Below are 17,073 nucleotides of genomic sequence, written 5' to 3'. Positions count from 1 at the left end.
GAGGAGCTTCCTATGCAGGAAGAAGTAGAAAATAGAACAGTAGCACTTGTGATAAGCGGTACAAAGCTTACGGCAAGAAGTTTAAAGGCATCTATTTTAAAATATTTAGCATGGCGTAAGGATAAGAAAAACTACCCTGGAATTCCCCAAGGCAAGCAAAGCCTTAAAGACCTTGCCAGGCAAAATGCAGGAATGACTAATATTGAGATTACAGATAAAAACATTAAAAGCTTTGAAAGATCAGCAAGAAAATACGGTGTAGATTTTGCCATTAAGAAAGATAGAAGTGTAAAGCCATCTAAATATCTTGTCTTTTTCAAGGGCAGGGATGCAGATGCCATTACTGCCGCATTTACGGATTTTACAGCTAAAATGGTAAAAAGAGCAGAAAGACCTTCCGTAATTTCACAGCTTAAAAAGTTTACCCAGCTTGTGAAGAACACAGTCACAGATAGGGTGAAAAGTAAAGATAGGGGGCAGAGCTTATGAATACAAGACTAAAAAAAATACTAATTCTAAATATCCCTTATCTATTTCTTGCCTTGTTTTTTACCAAGGTATCACAGGCATGGAGACTTGCCTTTGGATATGATATGGGACAGAAGATTCTAAATCTAATGAATGGCTTTAGGTTAGCATTTGATAACCCACTTCCAAGTTTAAACCCAAAAGACTTGCTATTTGGTATAGCTATAGCTCTTACTATTCGTCTTGTAGTTTATCTAAAGGGTAAGAATGCTAAGAAATATAGAAAAGGGATAGAGTACGGCTCTGCTCGTTGGGGCAACAGGGAGGATATTCACCCTTTTCAAGACCCCGTATTCCAAAATAATGTGATATTAACTGAAACAGAAAGGCTTATGATGTCTAACCGCCCTAAAAATCCAAAGAACTCACGAAATAAAAATGTGTTAATAGTAGGCGGCTCTGGTTCAGGTAAAACAAGATTCTGGTTAAAGCCAAATCTGATGCAGTGTCATAGTTCCTATGTGGTTACTGATCCAAAGGGCAGTATTGTGGTGGAGTGCGGGAAGTTGTTACAGCGTAGGGGATATAAAATTAAGATTCTTAACACCATCAATTTTAAAAAGTCTATGCACTATAATCCCTTTGCCTATATTAAAAGTGAAAAAGATATTTTGAAACTGGTTACTACACTTATTGCCAATACAAAAGGAGATGGGAAGGCAGGTGATGATTTTTGGGTAAAAGCAGAAACTTTGCTCTATACTGCCCTTATTGGCTATATCTATTTTGAGGCTCCAGAGGATGAGCAGAACTTCTCTACCCTTATTGAATTTATCAATGCATCTGAGGTAAGGGAAGATGATGAGGACTTTAAAAATCCAGTAGACTTAATGTTTGATGCCTTGGAAGAAAAAGACCCAGAGCATTTTGCGGTTAGGCAGTACAAGAAATATAAGTTAGCAGCAGGTAAAACTGCTAAATCTATTCTTATATCCTGCGGAGCAAGACTAGCTCCCTTTGATATTAGGGAATTAAGAGAAATTACTGCCTATGATGAAATGGAACTAGATACTTTAGGGGACAGAAAAACAGCCTTGTTTATTATCATCAGTGATACAGATGACACCTTTAATTTCTTGGTATCAATGGCATATACTCAACTTTTCAATTTACTTTGTGATAGGGCAGATGATGTATATGGTGGAAGGCTTCCCATCCATGTAAGATGCCTGATTGATGAAGCAGCAAATATTGGGCAGATTCCAAAACTAGAAAAGTTAATGGCTACCATTCGTTCAAGAGAGATTTCAGCTTGTCTTGTATTACAGGCACAAAGTCAGTTAAAGGCTTTATATAAGGACAATGCGGATACCATTATCGGCAATTGCGACAGTATGATCTTCCTTGGTGGTAAGGAAAAAACCACTCTCAAGGATTTATCAGAAACCCTTGGAAAAGAAACTATTGATATGTTCAATATTTCGGACACAAGAGGTTCCCAAAGGAGCTATGGGCTTAATTATCAAAAGCTGGGAAAGGAGCTTATGAGTATGGATGAACTTGCGGTTATGGATGGAGGCAAGTGCATTTTACAGCTAAGGGGTGTTCGCCCATTTCTATCAGATAAGTATGACATTACAAAGCATCCTAATTACAAATACTTATCGGACTTTGATAAAAGAAACACCTTTAACATTGAAAAATATCTGTCCACAAAATTAAAAGTAAAATCTAGTGAGGTTTTTGATGTTTATGAAATAGACATTGCAGATGAAAGTTAAACCGCATAATAGCGGTTATTTTATTACCCAAAATAAAAAATAGGAGGATTTCTTATGGAATTTTTTAATTCAGCAGTAGATGTATTACAGACATTGGTTATTGCTCTTGGTGCAGGACTTGGTATCTGGGGAGTTATTAATCTTTTAGAAGGTTATGGTAATGATAACCCTGGTGCAAAATCTCAAGGGATGAAACAACTCATGGCAGGCGGTGGCGTAGCACTGATTGGCATGACCCTTGTACCCCTTCTTTCAGGGTTATTTGGTTAAGGTAAGATACTATGCAAAGCATCATCGACAGTATTACCCAGTGGCTCACGGAGCTATTAGTTGGCGGTATAACGGATAACTTGTCGGGGATGTTCGATAATGTCAACCAAAAGGTTGGCGAAATCGCAGGTGAAGTAGGAATGACACCGTCAGTATGGAATGGCGGTGTCTTTTCCATGATACAAAACCTCTCCGAAACAGTGATTATTCCTATTGCCGGCATTATCTTGACCTTTATCATGTGCTACGAACTAATACAAATGATCATAGAAAAGAATAATATGCATGACTTTGAAACCTTTATGTTCTTCAAATGGATATTTAAAACCTTTGTGGCAGTAATGATAATAACCAACACCTTTAATATCATTATGGGAATTTTTGATTTGTCCCAGCATGTTGTCTCAGGTGCAGCTGGTGTTATTATTAGCGATACCAATATAGATATAAGTTCTGCCATAGCAGATATGGAAACACGGCTTTTGGCAATGGAACTTGGACCTCTCTTTGGCTTATGGTTACAAAGCATGTTTGTTGGATTTACCATGAATGCACTTACCATCTGTATTTTTGTAGTCATCTATGGGCGAATGGTAGAGATATATTTAATGACATCCCTTGCACCTATTCCCTTTGCTACAATGGCAAATAGGGAGTGGGGCAGTATGGGACAAAACTATTTAAAATCCATGTTTGCTCTTGGCTTCCAAGCCTTTCTCATTATGGTATGTGTAGGGATTTACGCAGTCTTGGTACAATCCATTGCTACAGATGCTGATATTATGGGAGCAATATGGACTTGTGTAGGCTATACAGTTTTACTTTGCTTTACCCTGTTTAAGACAGGCTCATTGGCAAAGAGTATTTTTAGTTCCCATTAAAATAAAAAGCTAAATGGAAAGGAGGATTTTATGGCATATGTACCTATACCGAAAGATTTAAGTACCGTGAAAACTAAGGTAATGTTTAACCTTACTAAAAGGCAATCGATATGTTTTTCCATTGCCCTTGTGGTAGGCTTACCAATATTTTTTCTTATGAAGGATAATACAGGAACCAGTAGTGCCACACTCATAATGATTTTTTCTATGTTGCCATTTTTTATGTTCGGCATATATGAAAAACACGGGCAACCACTGGAAGTTATTTTAAAGCACTATATTGAGGTGCGTTTTATAAAACCTAAATACAGACCTTATAAGACAAAGAACTTCTATAACCTTATAATAAGGCAGAATCAGCTAGATGAGGAGGTAAAGTATATTGTTAAAAAAGCAAAATCAAGGCAGTCCCAAGCTAACAAGAGAAGAAAAAAGAGCAATTAATACTGCAATAGTAAGAGCAAGGGGGAAAAGTAAAAAGGAACAATCAGCACAGGATACCATCCCCTATGAGCGTATGTATCCTGAAGGGATTTGCAGGGTAACGGATAAGCTATATACCAAAACAATCCGTTTTCAGGATATAAACTATCAGCTTGCTCAAAATGAAGATAAAACATCCATCTTTGAAAGTTGGTGCGATTTTCTTAACTATTTTGATAGCTCTATTAAGTTTCAGCTTTCCTTTCTTAATATGACGGCTAATACAAAGGATTATGAAAGTAGTATTCATATTAAATCACAGGAAGATGATTTTGATAGTATCCGTACTGAATATACCCAGATGCTTCATAATCAACTTGCCAAGGGGAATAATGGCTTAATGAAAAGCAAGTACCTGACCTTTGGAATTGAAGCGGACAGTATAAAAATTGCAAAACCCCGTTTAGAGCGTATTGAAAATGATCTCTGGAATGGATTTAAAAGATTAGGGGTGGTAGTAGATTCTATAGAAGGGAAGGAAAGACTAAAGCTATGCCATAATATCTTGCATATGGATGGTAATGTACCCTTTAATTTTGAATGGAAATGGCTTGCACCATCAGGCTTATCTACTAAAGACTTTATTGCTCCATCTTCCTTTGAATTTAGAGAAGGAAGAAGTTTTAAAACAGGCAATAAGTTTGGTGCCATGTCCTTCCTACAGATACTTGCTCCTGAATTAAATGACCGTATATTAGCAGATTTTCTTGATATGGAGAGTAATCTTTTGCTGACCATGCACATTCAATCTGTAGACCAGACAAAGGCCATAAAGACCATTAAAAGAAAAATAACCGACCTTGATAAGATGAAAATAGAAGAACAAAAGAAGGCGGTAAGGGCTGGATATGATATGGATATTATTCCTTCAGACCTTGCTACCTATGGAGCAGAAGCAAAGAAATTATTACAGGACTTACAAAGCCGTAATGAGAGAATGTTCCTTTTAACATTCCTTGTAATGAATACAGCCGATACGAAACAGGAACTTGAAAATATTGTATTTGGTGCGGCGGGTATAGCCCAAAAACATAACTGTCTGTTGGTGCGACTAGATTTTCAGCAGGAACAAGGCTTTTTATCCTCACTGCCCCTTGGGCTAAATCAAGTGGAGATACAAAGAAGTCTAACCACATCTGCTACGGCAATATTTGTGCCTTTTACTACACAGGAGTTATTTCAATCCAGTGGTGAGGCTTTATATTACGGATTAAATGCCCTGTCTAACAATTTGATTATGGTAGACCGTAAGAAACTTAAAAACCCCAATGGCTTAATCTTAGGAACACCGGGAAGTGGTAAATCCTTCTCAGCAAAGCGGGAGATTACCAATATCTTTCTTATTACCACCGATGACATTATTATTTGTGATCCAGAAGCGGAGTATTATCCCCTTGTTAACCGACTAAAAGGGCAAGTAATTAAGATTTCATCTACTTCCCCTGACTATGTAAATCCTATGGATATTAATCTTAATTATTCTGAAGATGAAAATCCTTTATCTTTAAAATCAGACTTTATCTTATCCTTATGTGAGTTAATTGTAGGGGGTAAAGATGGTTTAAAGCCTGTAGAAAAAAGTATCATAGATAGATGTGTACGATTAATTTATGCAGATTATCTTGCAGACCCTGTTCCTGAAAAGATGCCAATATTAGAAGATTTATATGATGCACTAGAAAATCAAGAAGAAAAAGAAGCACAGCATATAAGAGCTGCCCTTGAAATTTATGTAACAGGCTCCCTTAATCTATTTAATCATCGCACCAATGTAGATATAACTAATCGCCTTGTTTGCTTTGACATTAAGGAATTAGGAAAACAGCTTAAAAAACTAGGTATGTTGGTGGTGCAAGACCAAGTATGGAATAGGGTAACAGTAAACCGTGCAGAAAAGCGTTCAACAAGGTATTATATGGATGAGTTCCACTTACTATTAAAAGAGGAACAGACAGCAGCCTATAGCGTAGAGATTTGGAAAAGGTTTAGAAAATGGGGAGGTATTCCAACAGGTATTACCCAAAATGTGAAAGACCTACTATCCTCTCGTGAAGTAGAGAATATCTTTGAAAACTCCGACTTTATCTATATGCTTAATCAAGCATCAGGGGATAGGCAAATCCTTGCCAAACAACTTAATATTTCACCCCATCAATTGTCCTATGTAACTCATTCAGGTGAGGGAGAAGGACTTTTGTTTTATGGAAATGTAATATTGCCCTTTACTGATAAGTTTCCAAAAGATACAGAGTTATATGGTATTATGACTACCAAACCAAATGAAATTAAAGGGGAATAGGGGGTGCTTTATGAGTCGAAAAAGTAAAAAACCATTCCGTCCTGCTGGTAAGGTATCCAGACTTACCTTTACAGAAGAGGAAAGGGTTGATCCTAATCTTGAAAAACCATTAAAGAAAGCGGAAAAGGCAGGGGATAAATTAGAAAAGGCACATGAGAAAATTCCTAAAAAGAAAAGTTTAGTTACCAAACGCACCGTTGATGCCAAAACAGGCAAAGAAAGGGTGCGTTTATATTTTGAAGAGAGCGATAAACCTAAACCACCTTCTAAGCTATCTCATAAATTAAAAACCATACCACAAAGGGAACTCCTTGCTAAAATTCATAAGAAAATTAGAGAGGGTGAGGAAGATAATGTAGGAGTAGAAGCTGCACATAAAACAGAACAAGGTGGAGAATTTGTAGCTAATAGGATAAAAAGTGGTTATCACAGTCATAAGCTAAAACCTTATAGACAGCTTGCAAGGGTAGAAAAAAAGACAGTTAAGGCAGAGGTAAACTATCTTTATAAAAAGAATTTAGGAGACAATCCAAAGCCTACTACTAATCCAATTTCCCGTTGGCAACAAAAACAGGCAATTAAAAAGGAATACGTTGCAAAAAGATATGGGAGGGGTGCAAAAACAACCAAAGAGACAGTTAAAAACACTAAAAAAGCAGTGGGAAAGCTAGCAGATACAACAGAGAAAATAACAAAGTTTGCTGTTAAAAACTATAAAGCCATCTTGATTATTCTTGGAATTGGGCTAGCACTTTTATTTTTAATGAGTGCTGTTTCATCCTGTTCCATTATCTTGGAGGGTGGGCTTCAAAGTGTTGTAGGTACTTCTTACACATCAGAAGATGAGGATATTATTGCCGTAGATGAAGATTATGCAGAACTGGAAAAAGAACTGCAAGGTGAAATTGATAATATAGAAAGTGAATATCCAGGCTATGATGAATACCAATATCATTTAGATGAAATTGGACATAACCCTTTTACTCTAGCCTCCTACCTAACGGCAAAGCTACAAGTTTACACTAGGTCAGAGGTGCAGGCAGAGTTAAAAGCCTTGTTTAATGAGCAGTATACTTTAACTACCCATGAGGAAATACAGGTGCGTTATCGGACAGAAACACGCACGGATACATGGACTGACAGTGATGGCAATACCCATAGTGACACCTATACAGTAGAAGTACCCTATGATTATTATATTCTCCATGTAACACTTAAGAATAAGGATATTAGTATTATTGCCTCGAATAATTTAACCACAGACCAATATGAAATGTTTGAGGTTTATATGGAAACACAGGGTAATAAGCCCTATTTATTTCCAGGAAATATTTATGTTCCTAATAAGGGTGAATATACGGACTATGATATACCACCAGATGCACTGACTGACCCTGACTTTGCTGCTCTTATTAAAGAGGCTGAAAAGTATTTGGGATACCCTTATGTATGGGGTGGTAGTTCTCCCTCTACCAGCTTTGATTGCTCAGGCTTTGTGTGTTGGGTACTGAACCAATCGGGAGTTTATAACATTGGCAGGACAACGGCACAAGGTATTTTTAATCAATGTGCTAAGATACCACCAAGTGAAGCAAGGCCGGGAGATATTATTTTCTTTACAGGCACTTATGCAAGTAGTGGTGCAGTATCTCATGTTGGTATCTATGTGGGAAATGGTATGATGATCCATTGCGGCAACCCCATACAATATGCCTCAGTTAATAGCTCCTACTGGACAGATCATTTCTATGCCTATGGAAGATTAAATTAAGGAGGAATTTGATGAGTAAGAAAAAACAAAAAGTTATTTCAGATATTAAAAAGACAAAGGAAAAAATATCTGATTTACAAAGTAAACTGAGACAACTTGAAAATCAGAAAACAGAACTTGAAAACACGGAAATTGTAGAACTTGTCCGTGGTACAAAAATGAATACCAGTGAACTTGCTATATTTTTAAAGGCGTATCGTGAAAAGGGTGATGCGTCTTTTTTAATTGAAAGACAGGAGGAAAGAAGTCATGAAGAATAAGAATCGTATATTGGCTACCTTGCTTACAATTATGCTTTGCTTTACCACATTTTCAACAGCAGTCTTTGCAGGAGGTGGTGAGGAAGAAATTACAACTATTCCAGAAGTTAATGAGCCAGTGAAGTCTAATCCAACTGCCCTTACACCTGATGGTAATTTAACCCTAGTAGACGATGTTTCAGGAGAACAGGCAGAAGATAAACAATTCGTTACTGTTATTTCAAAGAACGGTAACTATTTCTACCTAGTTATTGACCGTGCAGGGGATAGGCAAAATGTATATTTCCTTAATCTTGTAGATGAAGAAGATCTACTTACCTTAATTGAGGAAGATAAACCAAAACAGCAAGAAGTCCCACAGATATGTAACTGTATTAATCTTTGTGAGGAAGGAAAAATAGACCCCAATTGTTCCCTTTGCAGAAATGACCTTACTAAATGCACAGGAAAACCATTAACTCCTACATCTCCCCCTGAGCCTGAAAAGGAGAAAAATAAGGGTATGGGAGGTATCTTACTCTTACTGATAGTAGGTATGGCAGGTGGTGGAATTTATTATTTCAAGGTGTTAAAAGATAAGCAAAATACCAAAGGAAACACCCTTCTTGATGATTATGATTTTGATGATGAAGAAGATGATGAGTATGAATACGAAACTGAAATTGATGATGAAGATGAAAGTGAGGTTGATATTTAGTGGCCTATTTTACGGATAGCATTTATGAACGAATGATGACCCAAAGACCAAGATATAGGCAGGAGAAAGAAACTCCTGCCCCAAAAAATAAGAATGTAAGTAATGGTATAGATGATAAACTTAAATATCGTAAATTGATTATTCTTCCAAAGGAAGGAAGTGGAAAAATATGAGACTAGTTATTGCAGAAAAGCCATCTGTAGCCCAAAGTATTGGGGCTGTTTTAGGTGCTAATAGTAGAAAAGATGGATATATGGAAGGTAGCGGTTATATTGTAACATGGTGCGTGGGACATTTAGTTGGACTTGCCCCTGCACACTTCTATGATGAAAAATATGCCAAGTGGCAATATAAAGATTTACCTATCTTACCACAAAACTGGAAGTATGTTATTTCAAATGATAAGGAAAAGCAAATGAAAATCATTGGTCAACTAATGAAGCGAAGGGAAGTTAAAGAAATTATAGCGGCTACAGATTCTGGGCGTGAAGGAGAATTAATTTTTAGATTGGTATATGAAAAATTAGGATGCAAGAAACCCATTAAAAGATTATGGATTTCTTCAATGGAGGAAAGTGCCATTGCCAAGGGATTTGAAAATCTGCGAAATGGGGCAGATTATGAGCGTTTATATCAATCGGCACTTTGTAGGGCTAAGGCAGATTGGATTGTAGGGATTAATGCAACCCGTCTCTTTTCTGTTCTTTACGGACAGACCCTAAATGTAGGCAGGGTAATGACTCCAACCCTTGCCATGATAGTAGAAAGACAAGTAAATATTTCAGAATTTAAAGCAGAACCATTTTATATAGTAGAATTGGATTGTGGTGTTTTTATTCTTTCAAGTGAAAGGATAAAAGATAAAGGGATAGCTGAAACACTTTGTAAATCCTGTAATGGACAAAGTATTACCATAGAAAAGTTAGAGAAAAAAGAAAAGATAGAAAAGCCACCAAAACTATATGATTTAACTACTTTGCAAAGGGAAGCAAATAGACAATTAGGCTTTACTGCTAATCAGACCCTTGAATATACACAAAGCCTTTATGAGAAAAAGCTTGTTACCTATCCCCGTACAGATAGTCGTTATTTAACAGAAGATATGAAAGAAAGTATCCCTGCCTTGCTAAATACCAATGCAGGGATATTTTTATCCCAAGATATTAACCTACCCATAAATATAGAACAGATAATTGATAACAGTAAGGTAAGTGATCATCACGGAATAATTACCACTATGGGTATTGAAAGTTATGGTATTCATTCCCTGCCCTTTGGTGAAAAGGAAATATTACAGATGATTGCTACACGCTTAATTTGTGCCGTGGGGGATAATTACCGTTATGCTGAAACCATTGTAACAGCTAACTGTAATGAAACTATGTTTACTGCAAAGGGTAAGACGGTTCTTGCAGATGGATTTAAAGCAGTTGAAAATTTACATCTTAAAAATAAGAAGAAACAAGCTAAAGATGATAAGGATAAAGTCCTACCACCAATTTCCCAAGGAGAAGGATTTTCAGTAAAAGCAGGGATTAAAGAAGGTAAGACCAGTCCACCAAAACATTTTACAGATGATACCTTACTTTCTGCTATGGAAAATGCCAATAATGTACTGGAAGATATGGAGCAAAAAGGTATTGGGACTCCTGCCACCCGAGCAGGGATTTTAGAAAAGCTTATTAAGACAGGTTTTGCAGAGCGTAAAGGGGATAAAAAAGCTAAACACTTTATGCCTACGTATAAAGGTATTTCTCTTATTACCATTTTGCCAGAAATCATCCAATCACCTATATTGACTGCTGAGTGGGAAGAAAAGTTAAAACAGATTGAACAGGGTGGTCTTTCTCCAGATGAGTTTTTACAGGAAATTAATCAAATGATAGAAAACCTTGTAAGAACCTATGAGGTAATAAAGGGGACAGAAAATCTATTCCCATCTAATAAAAAAGGTATCGGCAATTGTCCTAGATGTGGTGGAAATGTAATTGAAAATAGGAAAGGATTCTGTTGTGAAAACAAGGATTGTGGTTTTGCACTTTGGAAGGAAAATAAATTTTTTACCAAAAAGAAAAAGACTTTAACAAAGGATATCGCCATTAAACTTTTAAAAGATGGCAGGATAAAACTTACAGGTTGCTACTCAGAAAAGACGGGTAAAACCTATGATGCTATTGTTATCCTTGATGATAATGGGGGTAAATATGTAAACTTTAAAATGGAGTTTCCTACTAAGAAAGGAAGGTAAAAGTATGAGTATTAAAAATTTAATTAAGACCCTTTTAGATATAGAAGTAGATACTGATGATTTATTAGAACTGCGTGATAATCCAAATAAATATGTTACTAAAAATGAGGATGTTGAAAAGCTAAAGGACTTATTTTTACTCATAGATTTGCTGGATAAGCAGGAGGTGGGATAAAATGACAACTACTGATGAACTTCGTTATATTCAAGCCTTTGCAAGAATTATCGGTGTAAAAGAAGATGCTGCCATAGAATATGCTGAGAGGAAAGGATTAAATGCATTGGTAGACAATGCTACTCAACTTCTTTCTACTCCTGTCCAAAGGGAAAAACATCAGGCTTTTCTTGATTTATATAGAATGAGTAGTACCATCAATACTAGAAACCCTATAATCAATTCACCGGAAAAGGCTTCCTCCTATTTTCATTCAGTAATGGATGAGATATATGATAAGGAAGCCTTTGTGGTTGCATTTTTAAATACCAAAAATCGTATTATAGACCATGAAGTTGTATCTATTGGAACGATTAACAGCTCACTGGTACATCCAAGGGAAGTCTTTAGAAATGCCATCATCAATAAAGCAAATGCCGTGATACTTTGCCATAATCATCCATCAGGGGATTTATTAACCATAGTATAATAAATAATAGTAGTTAAAGTAGTTTAGGAGGAGATGTTAAAGGGAGATTTTACTTTAAATAAAATTTAACAAGGTTTATAATTTGTAGTACTTAAAGTGTTTAAAGAGGGGGGAGTGTGTGAGGGTTCAAAGGATAGAAGTGGAGAATAAGCCGTATCCATTGTATTTATTACTAGATAAAGAATACCAGCTAATTGAACCAGTAATGAAATTTATTAAATACTTAGATAATACTGGTAAGTCTCCTAATACCATTAAAGCATACTGCTATCATTTAAAGTTGCTGTATGAGTTCATGGAACAGAGAGGCGTTATTCTTAATGATATTAACTTTGAGTTGTTAGCAGACTTCGTAGGTTGGTTGAGATATCCAACAGCAAATAATGTAATTGATCTTCAGTCAAAAGAAGCCATAAGAGAAGAAACGACAGTGAATACAATTTTAAATGCCGTTATGAGTTTTCTTGATTATTTAAGTAGATTAGGAGAATTTAAATCAATTGATGTATTTAAACAAGCAAAGGGAAGAAACTTCAAAGGATTTTTACATCATGTTAATAAGGGTAGATACCAAAAGAATGTCTTAAAGTTAAGGGTTAAAAAGAAACAGATAAGAACATTGACAGCAGAGGAAGTTAAGCAAATTATTGACGCTTGTCATACGAAAAGAGATAAGTTAATTTTAATGCTTATGTATGAGGGTGGTTTAAGAATCGGTGAAGTGTTATCGCTTAGGCTTGAAGATATTGCCACTTGGGACAATCAAATCCATTTAACACCTAGAGATGTTAATGTTAATGAAGCTTATATTAAATTAAGGAAGGAAAGAACAATACATGTGAGTAAAGAACTGATGTCACTTTATACAGATTACTTGGTATATGAGTATAGTGAGGAATTGGAGCATGACTATGTTTTTATTTCCTTAAAAGAAGGCTATTTTGGGAAACCACTAAAGTACCAAAGTGTTCTTGATCTAGTTAGAAGAATAGTTAAAAGGACTGGAATAGAATTTACATCGCATATGCTTCGCCACACTCACGCAACGCAGCTAATTAGGGAAGGATGGGATGTTGCGTTCGTTCAAAAGAGATTAGGTCACGCACATGTTCAGACAACGTTAAATACCTATGTTCATCTTTCAGATCAGGATATGAAAAATGAGTTTAATAAATACCTTGAGAGAAAGGAGCATAAGAAATGAATGCTTCTAGTAAAAGGAAAATTATCAGTCAGAGTGAGATCAGCAAAAAAATAGCTGTAATGAATGAAGAAATGCAAGGGTTTTGGGCTAATAATAGTTGGGATATAAGAAAATGTCCACATCCTTCTGCCATAGAATTAAGTAAGAATCCTGCTTTAAGAAATCGTTGGGTTCGTTTTGAACGTGTTAAAAATCTGTGGTTAAGAACAGAATTGAAATATTTTTATTTTTACCATTTAAACAATAGAATATGGAATGCAAAAACTGTCTGGATTAGAAAAGGAACAGTAATTAATAAAATGTTGGATTTTTTAGATTTAAAGTATCCCAGCATTACTTCAATTACTGAAGTTCCTATTGATAAAGCAATGACGGAGTATAGAACATATTTGACAAAACAGGGTGTTAGAATTACCACCACTAATTATAAGATTACTGCTAATCAAGAAAAAACACCTGTAAAAGCTAATTCTTACTATGTTACTAATCTAAAACAATTTATTGAGTTTTATGAGGATTTTTATTTTGATGGAGAGGAGTGGGATAAAGACGTTTGGGATAGACGAAACTTACCTTTGCCAGATGATAAGGTTAACCCAACACAATATGAATATACAATTAACTTTAAAGGGTTTCGGAATACATATTTTAAACAGCTTGTAAAAAGATATTGTAAGTTAAGATTGAACATGGATAGCTTTTCCTATGTAAGTGATATTGCCCAAAAACTTAAAGAGTTCTTTAATTTTCTGGACATAAAGTTTAAACACGTTCAGAGAGTACACCAATTAACGAGAGTGGAAATTGAAGCATATTTAAGTGAACTAAACATGATGGGGATAAAACCTAGTACAATAACTGGGAGGATCTCTATATTGGAAGGACTATTTAGTACCCTTCATAGGCTAGAATGGGATGATGTTCCTTCCAAATTATTAATTTATCCCGAGGACTATCCGAAAATACCAAGAGCAAAACCTCGCTTTATAGACGAATTCGTTCTAGAGCAATTGAACAGTCATCTTGATAAATTACCCGAATATATAGCTACGATGACTATGATTGTTCAAGAATGTGGAATGAGGATAAGTGAATTGTGCACCTTGAAAAAAGGCTGTCTATTAGAGGACAAAGATGGAGATTACTTTTTAAAGTATTATCAATGGAAAATGAAAAAGGAGCATATAGTTCCAATATCTAAAGAGGTAGCTTTACTTATTAAAGTTCGGGAAGATAAAGTTTCAGAGGAATTTCCAGATAGTGAATACCTCTTTCCAAGAAAAGATGGATCGCCATTAAAACAAGAAACATTTAGAGGCGAATTAAATAAATTAGCTTATGAGCAAAATATAGTGGATAAATCAGGCGAGATTTATAGATTCCATGCCCATGCCTTTCGCCATACAGTAGGAACAAGAATGATTAACAACGGGGTGCCCCAGCATATTGTGCAGAAATTTTTGGGACATGAAAGCCCAGAAATGACAAGCAGATACGCTCATATCTTTGATGAAACTCTAAAAAATGAATTTACTAAATTTCAAGAAAAACTGGTTACCAATAATGGAGATGTGCTCAATCTAGATGATGATAGTGAAGTCGATGATGTAGAGCTTCAATGGTTCAAGAAAAATATAAATGCACAAGTGCTTCCAAATGGTTATTGTAGATTGCCAGTAATAGCAGGTGGTTGTCCACATGCGAATGCATGCTTAGATTGCACTCACTTCTGTACCAGTAAGCAATTCTTACCACAGCACGAAGAACAGTTAGAGCGTACAGAAGAGTTATTAACCATAGCAAAGGATAAACAATGGCAAAGACAAATAGAGACTAATAGCCGTGTTAAAGAGCGTTTAGAACAAATCATTGGAAGCTTGACGGGGTAATTATCAATGGATAAACAAGTTAGAAATACAACAGAAATTGTACGTTTGGCGAAGCAGAAATCACAAAAGACAAGGGAAAAAGTAGACAAAGCGATTTCTAAATTTTCGATTGAAGGTAAAGCTATTAATTTTAATTCAATAGCAAAGGAAGCTAATGTTTCTAAATCATGGCTTTATAAGGAACACGATATTAGGCAAAGAATAGAATCCCTTCGTGAGCGTCAAATAACATCAAATGTAGTCTCAAAACCCAAGAAAAGTTCTCGTTCGGAGGAAATCCTTATTAAAACCTTAAAAAGAAGAGTTATGGAATTAGAAAAAGAAAATAAAAAATTACAGAACCAAATTCAAAAATTATATGGAGATCTGTATAATAAAGAGTAGTTTTAATTATTAATCTGTAGACAGATTGTGAAAGGATGCACTTAAACTAACGGGGCAGGATAGCTTAACAAGGAATAAGAAATTAAATGGTAAAATAGTTAAGAAAGGCTGTGTGATATATGAAAGTTTCTTTAATTGCTGCGATGGATAAGAATAGGGTATTAGGTAAAGAGAATGACATACCTTGGAGAATCCCAAAGGATTGGGAGTATGTTAAAAATACTACAAAGGGATATCCAATTATATTAGGAAGGAAGAATCTTGAATCAATCGGAAGAGCATTACCTGGAAGAAGAAATATTATTCTGACAAGAGATAAGGGTTTCAGCTTTAATGGTTGTGAAATTGTCCATTCAATAGAAGATGTTTTTGAGATATGTAATAACGAAGAGGAAATTTTCATTTTCGGGGGAGAACAAATTTATAATTTGTTTCTACCATATGTTGAGAAAATGTACATTACAAAAATTCATTACGAATTTGAAGGAGATACATTCTTTCCAGAAGTGAATTATGAAGAGTGGAGCGAAGTATCTGTTACACAAGGAATAACAGATGAAAAAAATCCTTATACATACTATTTTCATATTTATGAACGAAAAGCTTATTGAACTAACGGGTGCTTTAGTTAAATAACAATGAATAAAAATCAGCCTGTATCTTATGTTACTATTAAGTAATTTAAGATACAGGTTTTACTATTTTTGAAATAATTACCTTTCACTTCAAATACATGTATTCAAAGTGAAAGTATTGATTTAAATGATTCTTTTGTAATTTACTCTTGATAAGATATTACTCCAAGTACAGAGGACATTAATATTACAAGAAGGCTAAAAGAAACAGGTAATCTTTTAGGTATCAAAGTTTTAGACCATTTGATTATCAATGGCATTAATCAGAATAAGGTATATTCCTTTAAGGCAAAGGGAGTACTAGAAGCAGTAGAAACTTATGGTATCAATGTATCCCAATCAGTAGAGGAAGGAGAATCTGATTTTATGATGCCTATACAGGAGCATAGCTATCCCATGCCTGATCCTAACATAAGTATTTCAGACAGAAACTCCTACGGATATTTAGATGATGAGATGCTACCACTATCAAAAGGAAGAGCCACAGAATTATTTGAGAAGGATTTACCTGTATTTCTACTTTATGAAGATGATTCTGAGGCAATTGCTTTTGACTTGAAGGATATAAATAATCACAATGGTATCTTTGGGATTGAGCTTATCAATTGGGTAGACCAACAAAATTATTTAGAAACTGCTGAGAAATCAGTAGAGCAAAACTATAACCAAATAGATGGTGTGATTAACAACAAGCCTACAGTAGAGGAATTGGAGCAGACTGTAAAAGCAGGTGATAATATTTCATTATTGGATCTTGCAAATGCAGTAAAGGCAGAAAGAGAAGAAAAGAAAACTTCTGTAGTAAAACAACTTAAAACAAAACCACCTATAGATAAAGAAAAGCAGAAAAAACTAACTCAAATAGGTACAGAAATGGAGCGATGATTATGGATAGATTTACGATAGAAGAAACAAATTTAATATGTATCTACAATACAGGTACAAGGGAAGGCTTGCTTGATGAGCTATCTGAAATGCGGACACATTTAGAAGAGGATGAAACGGAACTTATAGAACTTACAAAGTCAGTTATGGATAAGATAAGTGCTATGAGTGATGGTGCTTTTGATGGGATTATACCGAGACTTGTTGGTAACTTTGAGCAGGTTAATAAACCTATAGTAGTTGATTAGGAATGCTTGATAACTGTTATAGATGA

General features: G+C 35.3%; 17 protein-coding genes and 1 pseudogene. All 18 read left to right on the top strand.

The window, feature by feature from the left end:
- Positions 1-12: 12 nt before the first annotated feature.
- The 18 genes and pseudogenes from G7057_RS01250 (at position 13) to G7057_RS01160 (ending at position 17,047) form a co-directional block, all read left to right on the top strand.
- Positions 13-489, top strand: coding sequence for a PcfB family protein (locus G7057_RS01250; protein ID WP_166160670.1), 477 nt, complete (start codon positions 13-15; stop codon positions 487-489).
- Between the two features lie 161 nt (positions 490-650).
- Positions 651-2,249 (top strand): annotated as a pseudogene (locus tag G7057_RS01245) (VirD4-like conjugal transfer protein, CD1115 family); the annotation flags it as partial.
- Between the two features lie 54 nt (positions 2,250-2,303).
- Positions 2,304-2,519 (top strand): Maff2 family mobile element protein, encoded by a 216-nt coding sequence (locus tag G7057_RS01240; protein ID WP_125143697.1) that lies wholly within the window; start codon positions 2,304-2,306, stop codon positions 2,517-2,519.
- Between the two features lie 11 nt (positions 2,520-2,530).
- Positions 2,531-3,400, top strand: a complete 870-nt coding sequence (locus tag G7057_RS01235) for a VirB6/TrbL-like conjugal transfer protein, CD1112 family (RefSeq protein WP_166160666.1) — start codon at positions 2,531-2,533, stop codon at positions 3,398-3,400.
- 30 nt (positions 3,401-3,430) lie between these two features.
- Positions 3,431-3,844, top strand: a complete 414-nt coding sequence (locus G7057_RS01230) for a PrgI family protein (protein ID WP_166160664.1) — start codon at positions 3,431-3,433, stop codon at positions 3,842-3,844.
- Complete coding sequence (locus G7057_RS01225) at positions 3,840-6,182, top strand: VirB4-like conjugal transfer ATPase, CD1110 family (protein ID WP_452171074.1); 2,343 nt, start codon at positions 3,840-3,842, stop codon at positions 6,180-6,182. Before G7057_RS01230 ends, G7057_RS01225 begins: the two co-directional genes overlap by 5 nt.
- Before the next feature lie 10 nt (positions 6,183-6,192).
- A complete protein-coding gene (locus G7057_RS01220) occupies positions 6,193-7,953 on the top strand; it encodes a C40 family peptidase (RefSeq protein ID WP_166160660.1) in 1,761 nt (586 codons plus the stop codon).
- Positions 7,954-7,964: 11 nt separating this feature from the next.
- A complete protein-coding gene (locus tag G7057_RS01215) occupies positions 7,965-8,213 on the top strand; it encodes a DUF4315 family protein (protein WP_166160659.1) in 249 nt (82 codons plus the stop codon).
- Positions 8,203-8,910 carry a DUF4366 domain-containing protein gene (locus G7057_RS01210; protein WP_166160657.1) on the top strand — a complete coding sequence of 236 codons (708 nt, stop codon included), beginning with the start codon at positions 8,203-8,205 and terminating at the stop codon, positions 8,908-8,910. Before G7057_RS01215 ends, G7057_RS01210 begins: the two co-directional genes overlap by 11 nt.
- Positions 8,911-9,079: 169 nt before the next feature.
- A complete protein-coding gene (locus G7057_RS01205; protein ID WP_166160656.1) occupies positions 9,080-11,158 on the top strand; it encodes a DNA topoisomerase 3 in 2,079 nt (692 codons plus the stop codon).
- Positions 11,159-11,162: 4 nt separating this feature from the next.
- The gene (locus tag G7057_RS01200; protein WP_166160655.1) at positions 11,163-11,333 is read left to right on the top strand and encodes a hypothetical protein; all 171 of its coding nucleotides are present in this window, start codon (positions 11,163-11,165) and stop codon (positions 11,331-11,333) included.
- Position 11,334: 1 nt separating this feature from the next.
- Positions 11,335-11,802, top strand: coding sequence for a JAB domain-containing protein (locus G7057_RS01195; RefSeq protein ID WP_166160654.1), 468 nt, complete (start codon positions 11,335-11,337; stop codon positions 11,800-11,802).
- 118 nt (positions 11,803-11,920) lie between these two features.
- Positions 11,921-13,006 (top strand): tyrosine-type recombinase/integrase, encoded by a 1,086-nt coding sequence (locus tag G7057_RS01190; protein ID WP_031775850.1) that lies wholly within the window; start codon positions 11,921-11,923, stop codon positions 13,004-13,006.
- Positions 13,003-14,895, top strand: coding sequence for a site-specific integrase (locus G7057_RS01185; protein WP_031775849.1), 1,893 nt, complete (start codon positions 13,003-13,005; stop codon positions 14,893-14,895). The genes G7057_RS01190 and G7057_RS01185 overlap by 4 nt, the downstream gene beginning before the upstream one ends.
- A gap of 6 nt (positions 14,896-14,901) precedes the next feature.
- Positions 14,902-15,279 carry a DUF6262 family protein gene (locus tag G7057_RS01180; protein WP_020977319.1) on the top strand — a complete coding sequence of 126 codons (378 nt, stop codon included), beginning with the start codon at positions 14,902-14,904 and terminating at the stop codon, positions 15,277-15,279.
- Between the two features lie 119 nt (positions 15,280-15,398).
- Positions 15,399-15,890 carry a trimethoprim-resistant dihydrofolate reductase DfrK gene (locus G7057_RS01175; protein ID WP_031775848.1) on the top strand — a complete coding sequence of 164 codons (492 nt, stop codon included), beginning with the start codon at positions 15,399-15,401 and terminating at the stop codon, positions 15,888-15,890.
- A gap of 183 nt (positions 15,891-16,073) precedes the next feature.
- Positions 16,074-16,799, top strand: coding sequence for a DUF4316 domain-containing protein (locus tag G7057_RS01165; protein ID WP_227004678.1), 726 nt, complete (start codon positions 16,074-16,076; stop codon positions 16,797-16,799).
- 2 nt (positions 16,800-16,801) lie between these two features.
- Positions 16,802-17,047: a transposon-transfer assisting family protein gene (locus tag G7057_RS01160; RefSeq protein ID WP_166160653.1), complete on the top strand. Its 246-nt coding sequence runs from the start codon at positions 16,802-16,804 to the stop codon at positions 17,045-17,047.
- The last annotated feature ends 26 nt before the right edge of the window (positions 17,048-17,073 follow it).

The sequence above is a fragment of the Jeotgalibaca arthritidis genome (genome assembly GCF_011100465.1).
In the GTDB taxonomy this organism is placed as follows: Bacteria; Bacillota; Bacilli; order Lactobacillales; family Aerococcaceae; genus Jeotgalibaca; species Jeotgalibaca arthritidis.
Note: the sequence above shows the minus strand (reverse complement) of the source record. Positions and strands in the feature narration are given on the sequence as shown.

Coding starts and splice junctions, on each gene's coding strand:
- G7057_RS01250 (WP_166160670.1), top strand. CDS start 13: ATGCAGGAAGAAGTAGAAAATAGAACAGTAGCACTTGTGATAAGCGGT.
- G7057_RS01240 (WP_125143697.1), top strand. CDS start 2,304: ATGGAATTTTTTAATTCAGCAGTAGATGTATTACAGACATTGGTTATT.
- G7057_RS01235 (WP_166160666.1), top strand. CDS start 2,531: ATGCAAAGCATCATCGACAGTATTACCCAGTGGCTCACGGAGCTATTA.
- G7057_RS01230 (WP_166160664.1), top strand. CDS start 3,431: ATGGCATATGTACCTATACCGAAAGATTTAAGTACCGTGAAAACTAAG.
- G7057_RS01220 (WP_166160660.1), top strand. CDS start 6,193: ATGAGTCGAAAAAGTAAAAAACCATTCCGTCCTGCTGGTAAGGTATCC.
- G7057_RS01215 (WP_166160659.1), top strand. CDS start 7,965: ATGAGTAAGAAAAAACAAAAAGTTATTTCAGATATTAAAAAGACAAAG.
- G7057_RS01210 (WP_166160657.1), top strand. CDS start 8,203: ATGAAGAATAAGAATCGTATATTGGCTACCTTGCTTACAATTATGCTT.
- G7057_RS01205 (WP_166160656.1), top strand. CDS start 9,080: ATGAGACTAGTTATTGCAGAAAAGCCATCTGTAGCCCAAAGTATTGGG.
- G7057_RS01200 (WP_166160655.1), top strand. CDS start 11,163: ATGAGTATTAAAAATTTAATTAAGACCCTTTTAGATATAGAAGTAGAT.
- G7057_RS01195 (WP_166160654.1), top strand. CDS start 11,335: ATGACAACTACTGATGAACTTCGTTATATTCAAGCCTTTGCAAGAATT.
- G7057_RS01185 (WP_031775849.1), top strand. CDS start 13,003: ATGAATGCTTCTAGTAAAAGGAAAATTATCAGTCAGAGTGAGATCAGC.
- G7057_RS01180 (WP_020977319.1), top strand. CDS start 14,902: ATGGATAAACAAGTTAGAAATACAACAGAAATTGTACGTTTGGCGAAG.
- G7057_RS01175 (WP_031775848.1), top strand. CDS start 15,399: ATGAAAGTTTCTTTAATTGCTGCGATGGATAAGAATAGGGTATTAGGT.
- G7057_RS01160 (WP_166160653.1), top strand. CDS start 16,802: ATGGATAGATTTACGATAGAAGAAACAAATTTAATATGTATCTACAAT.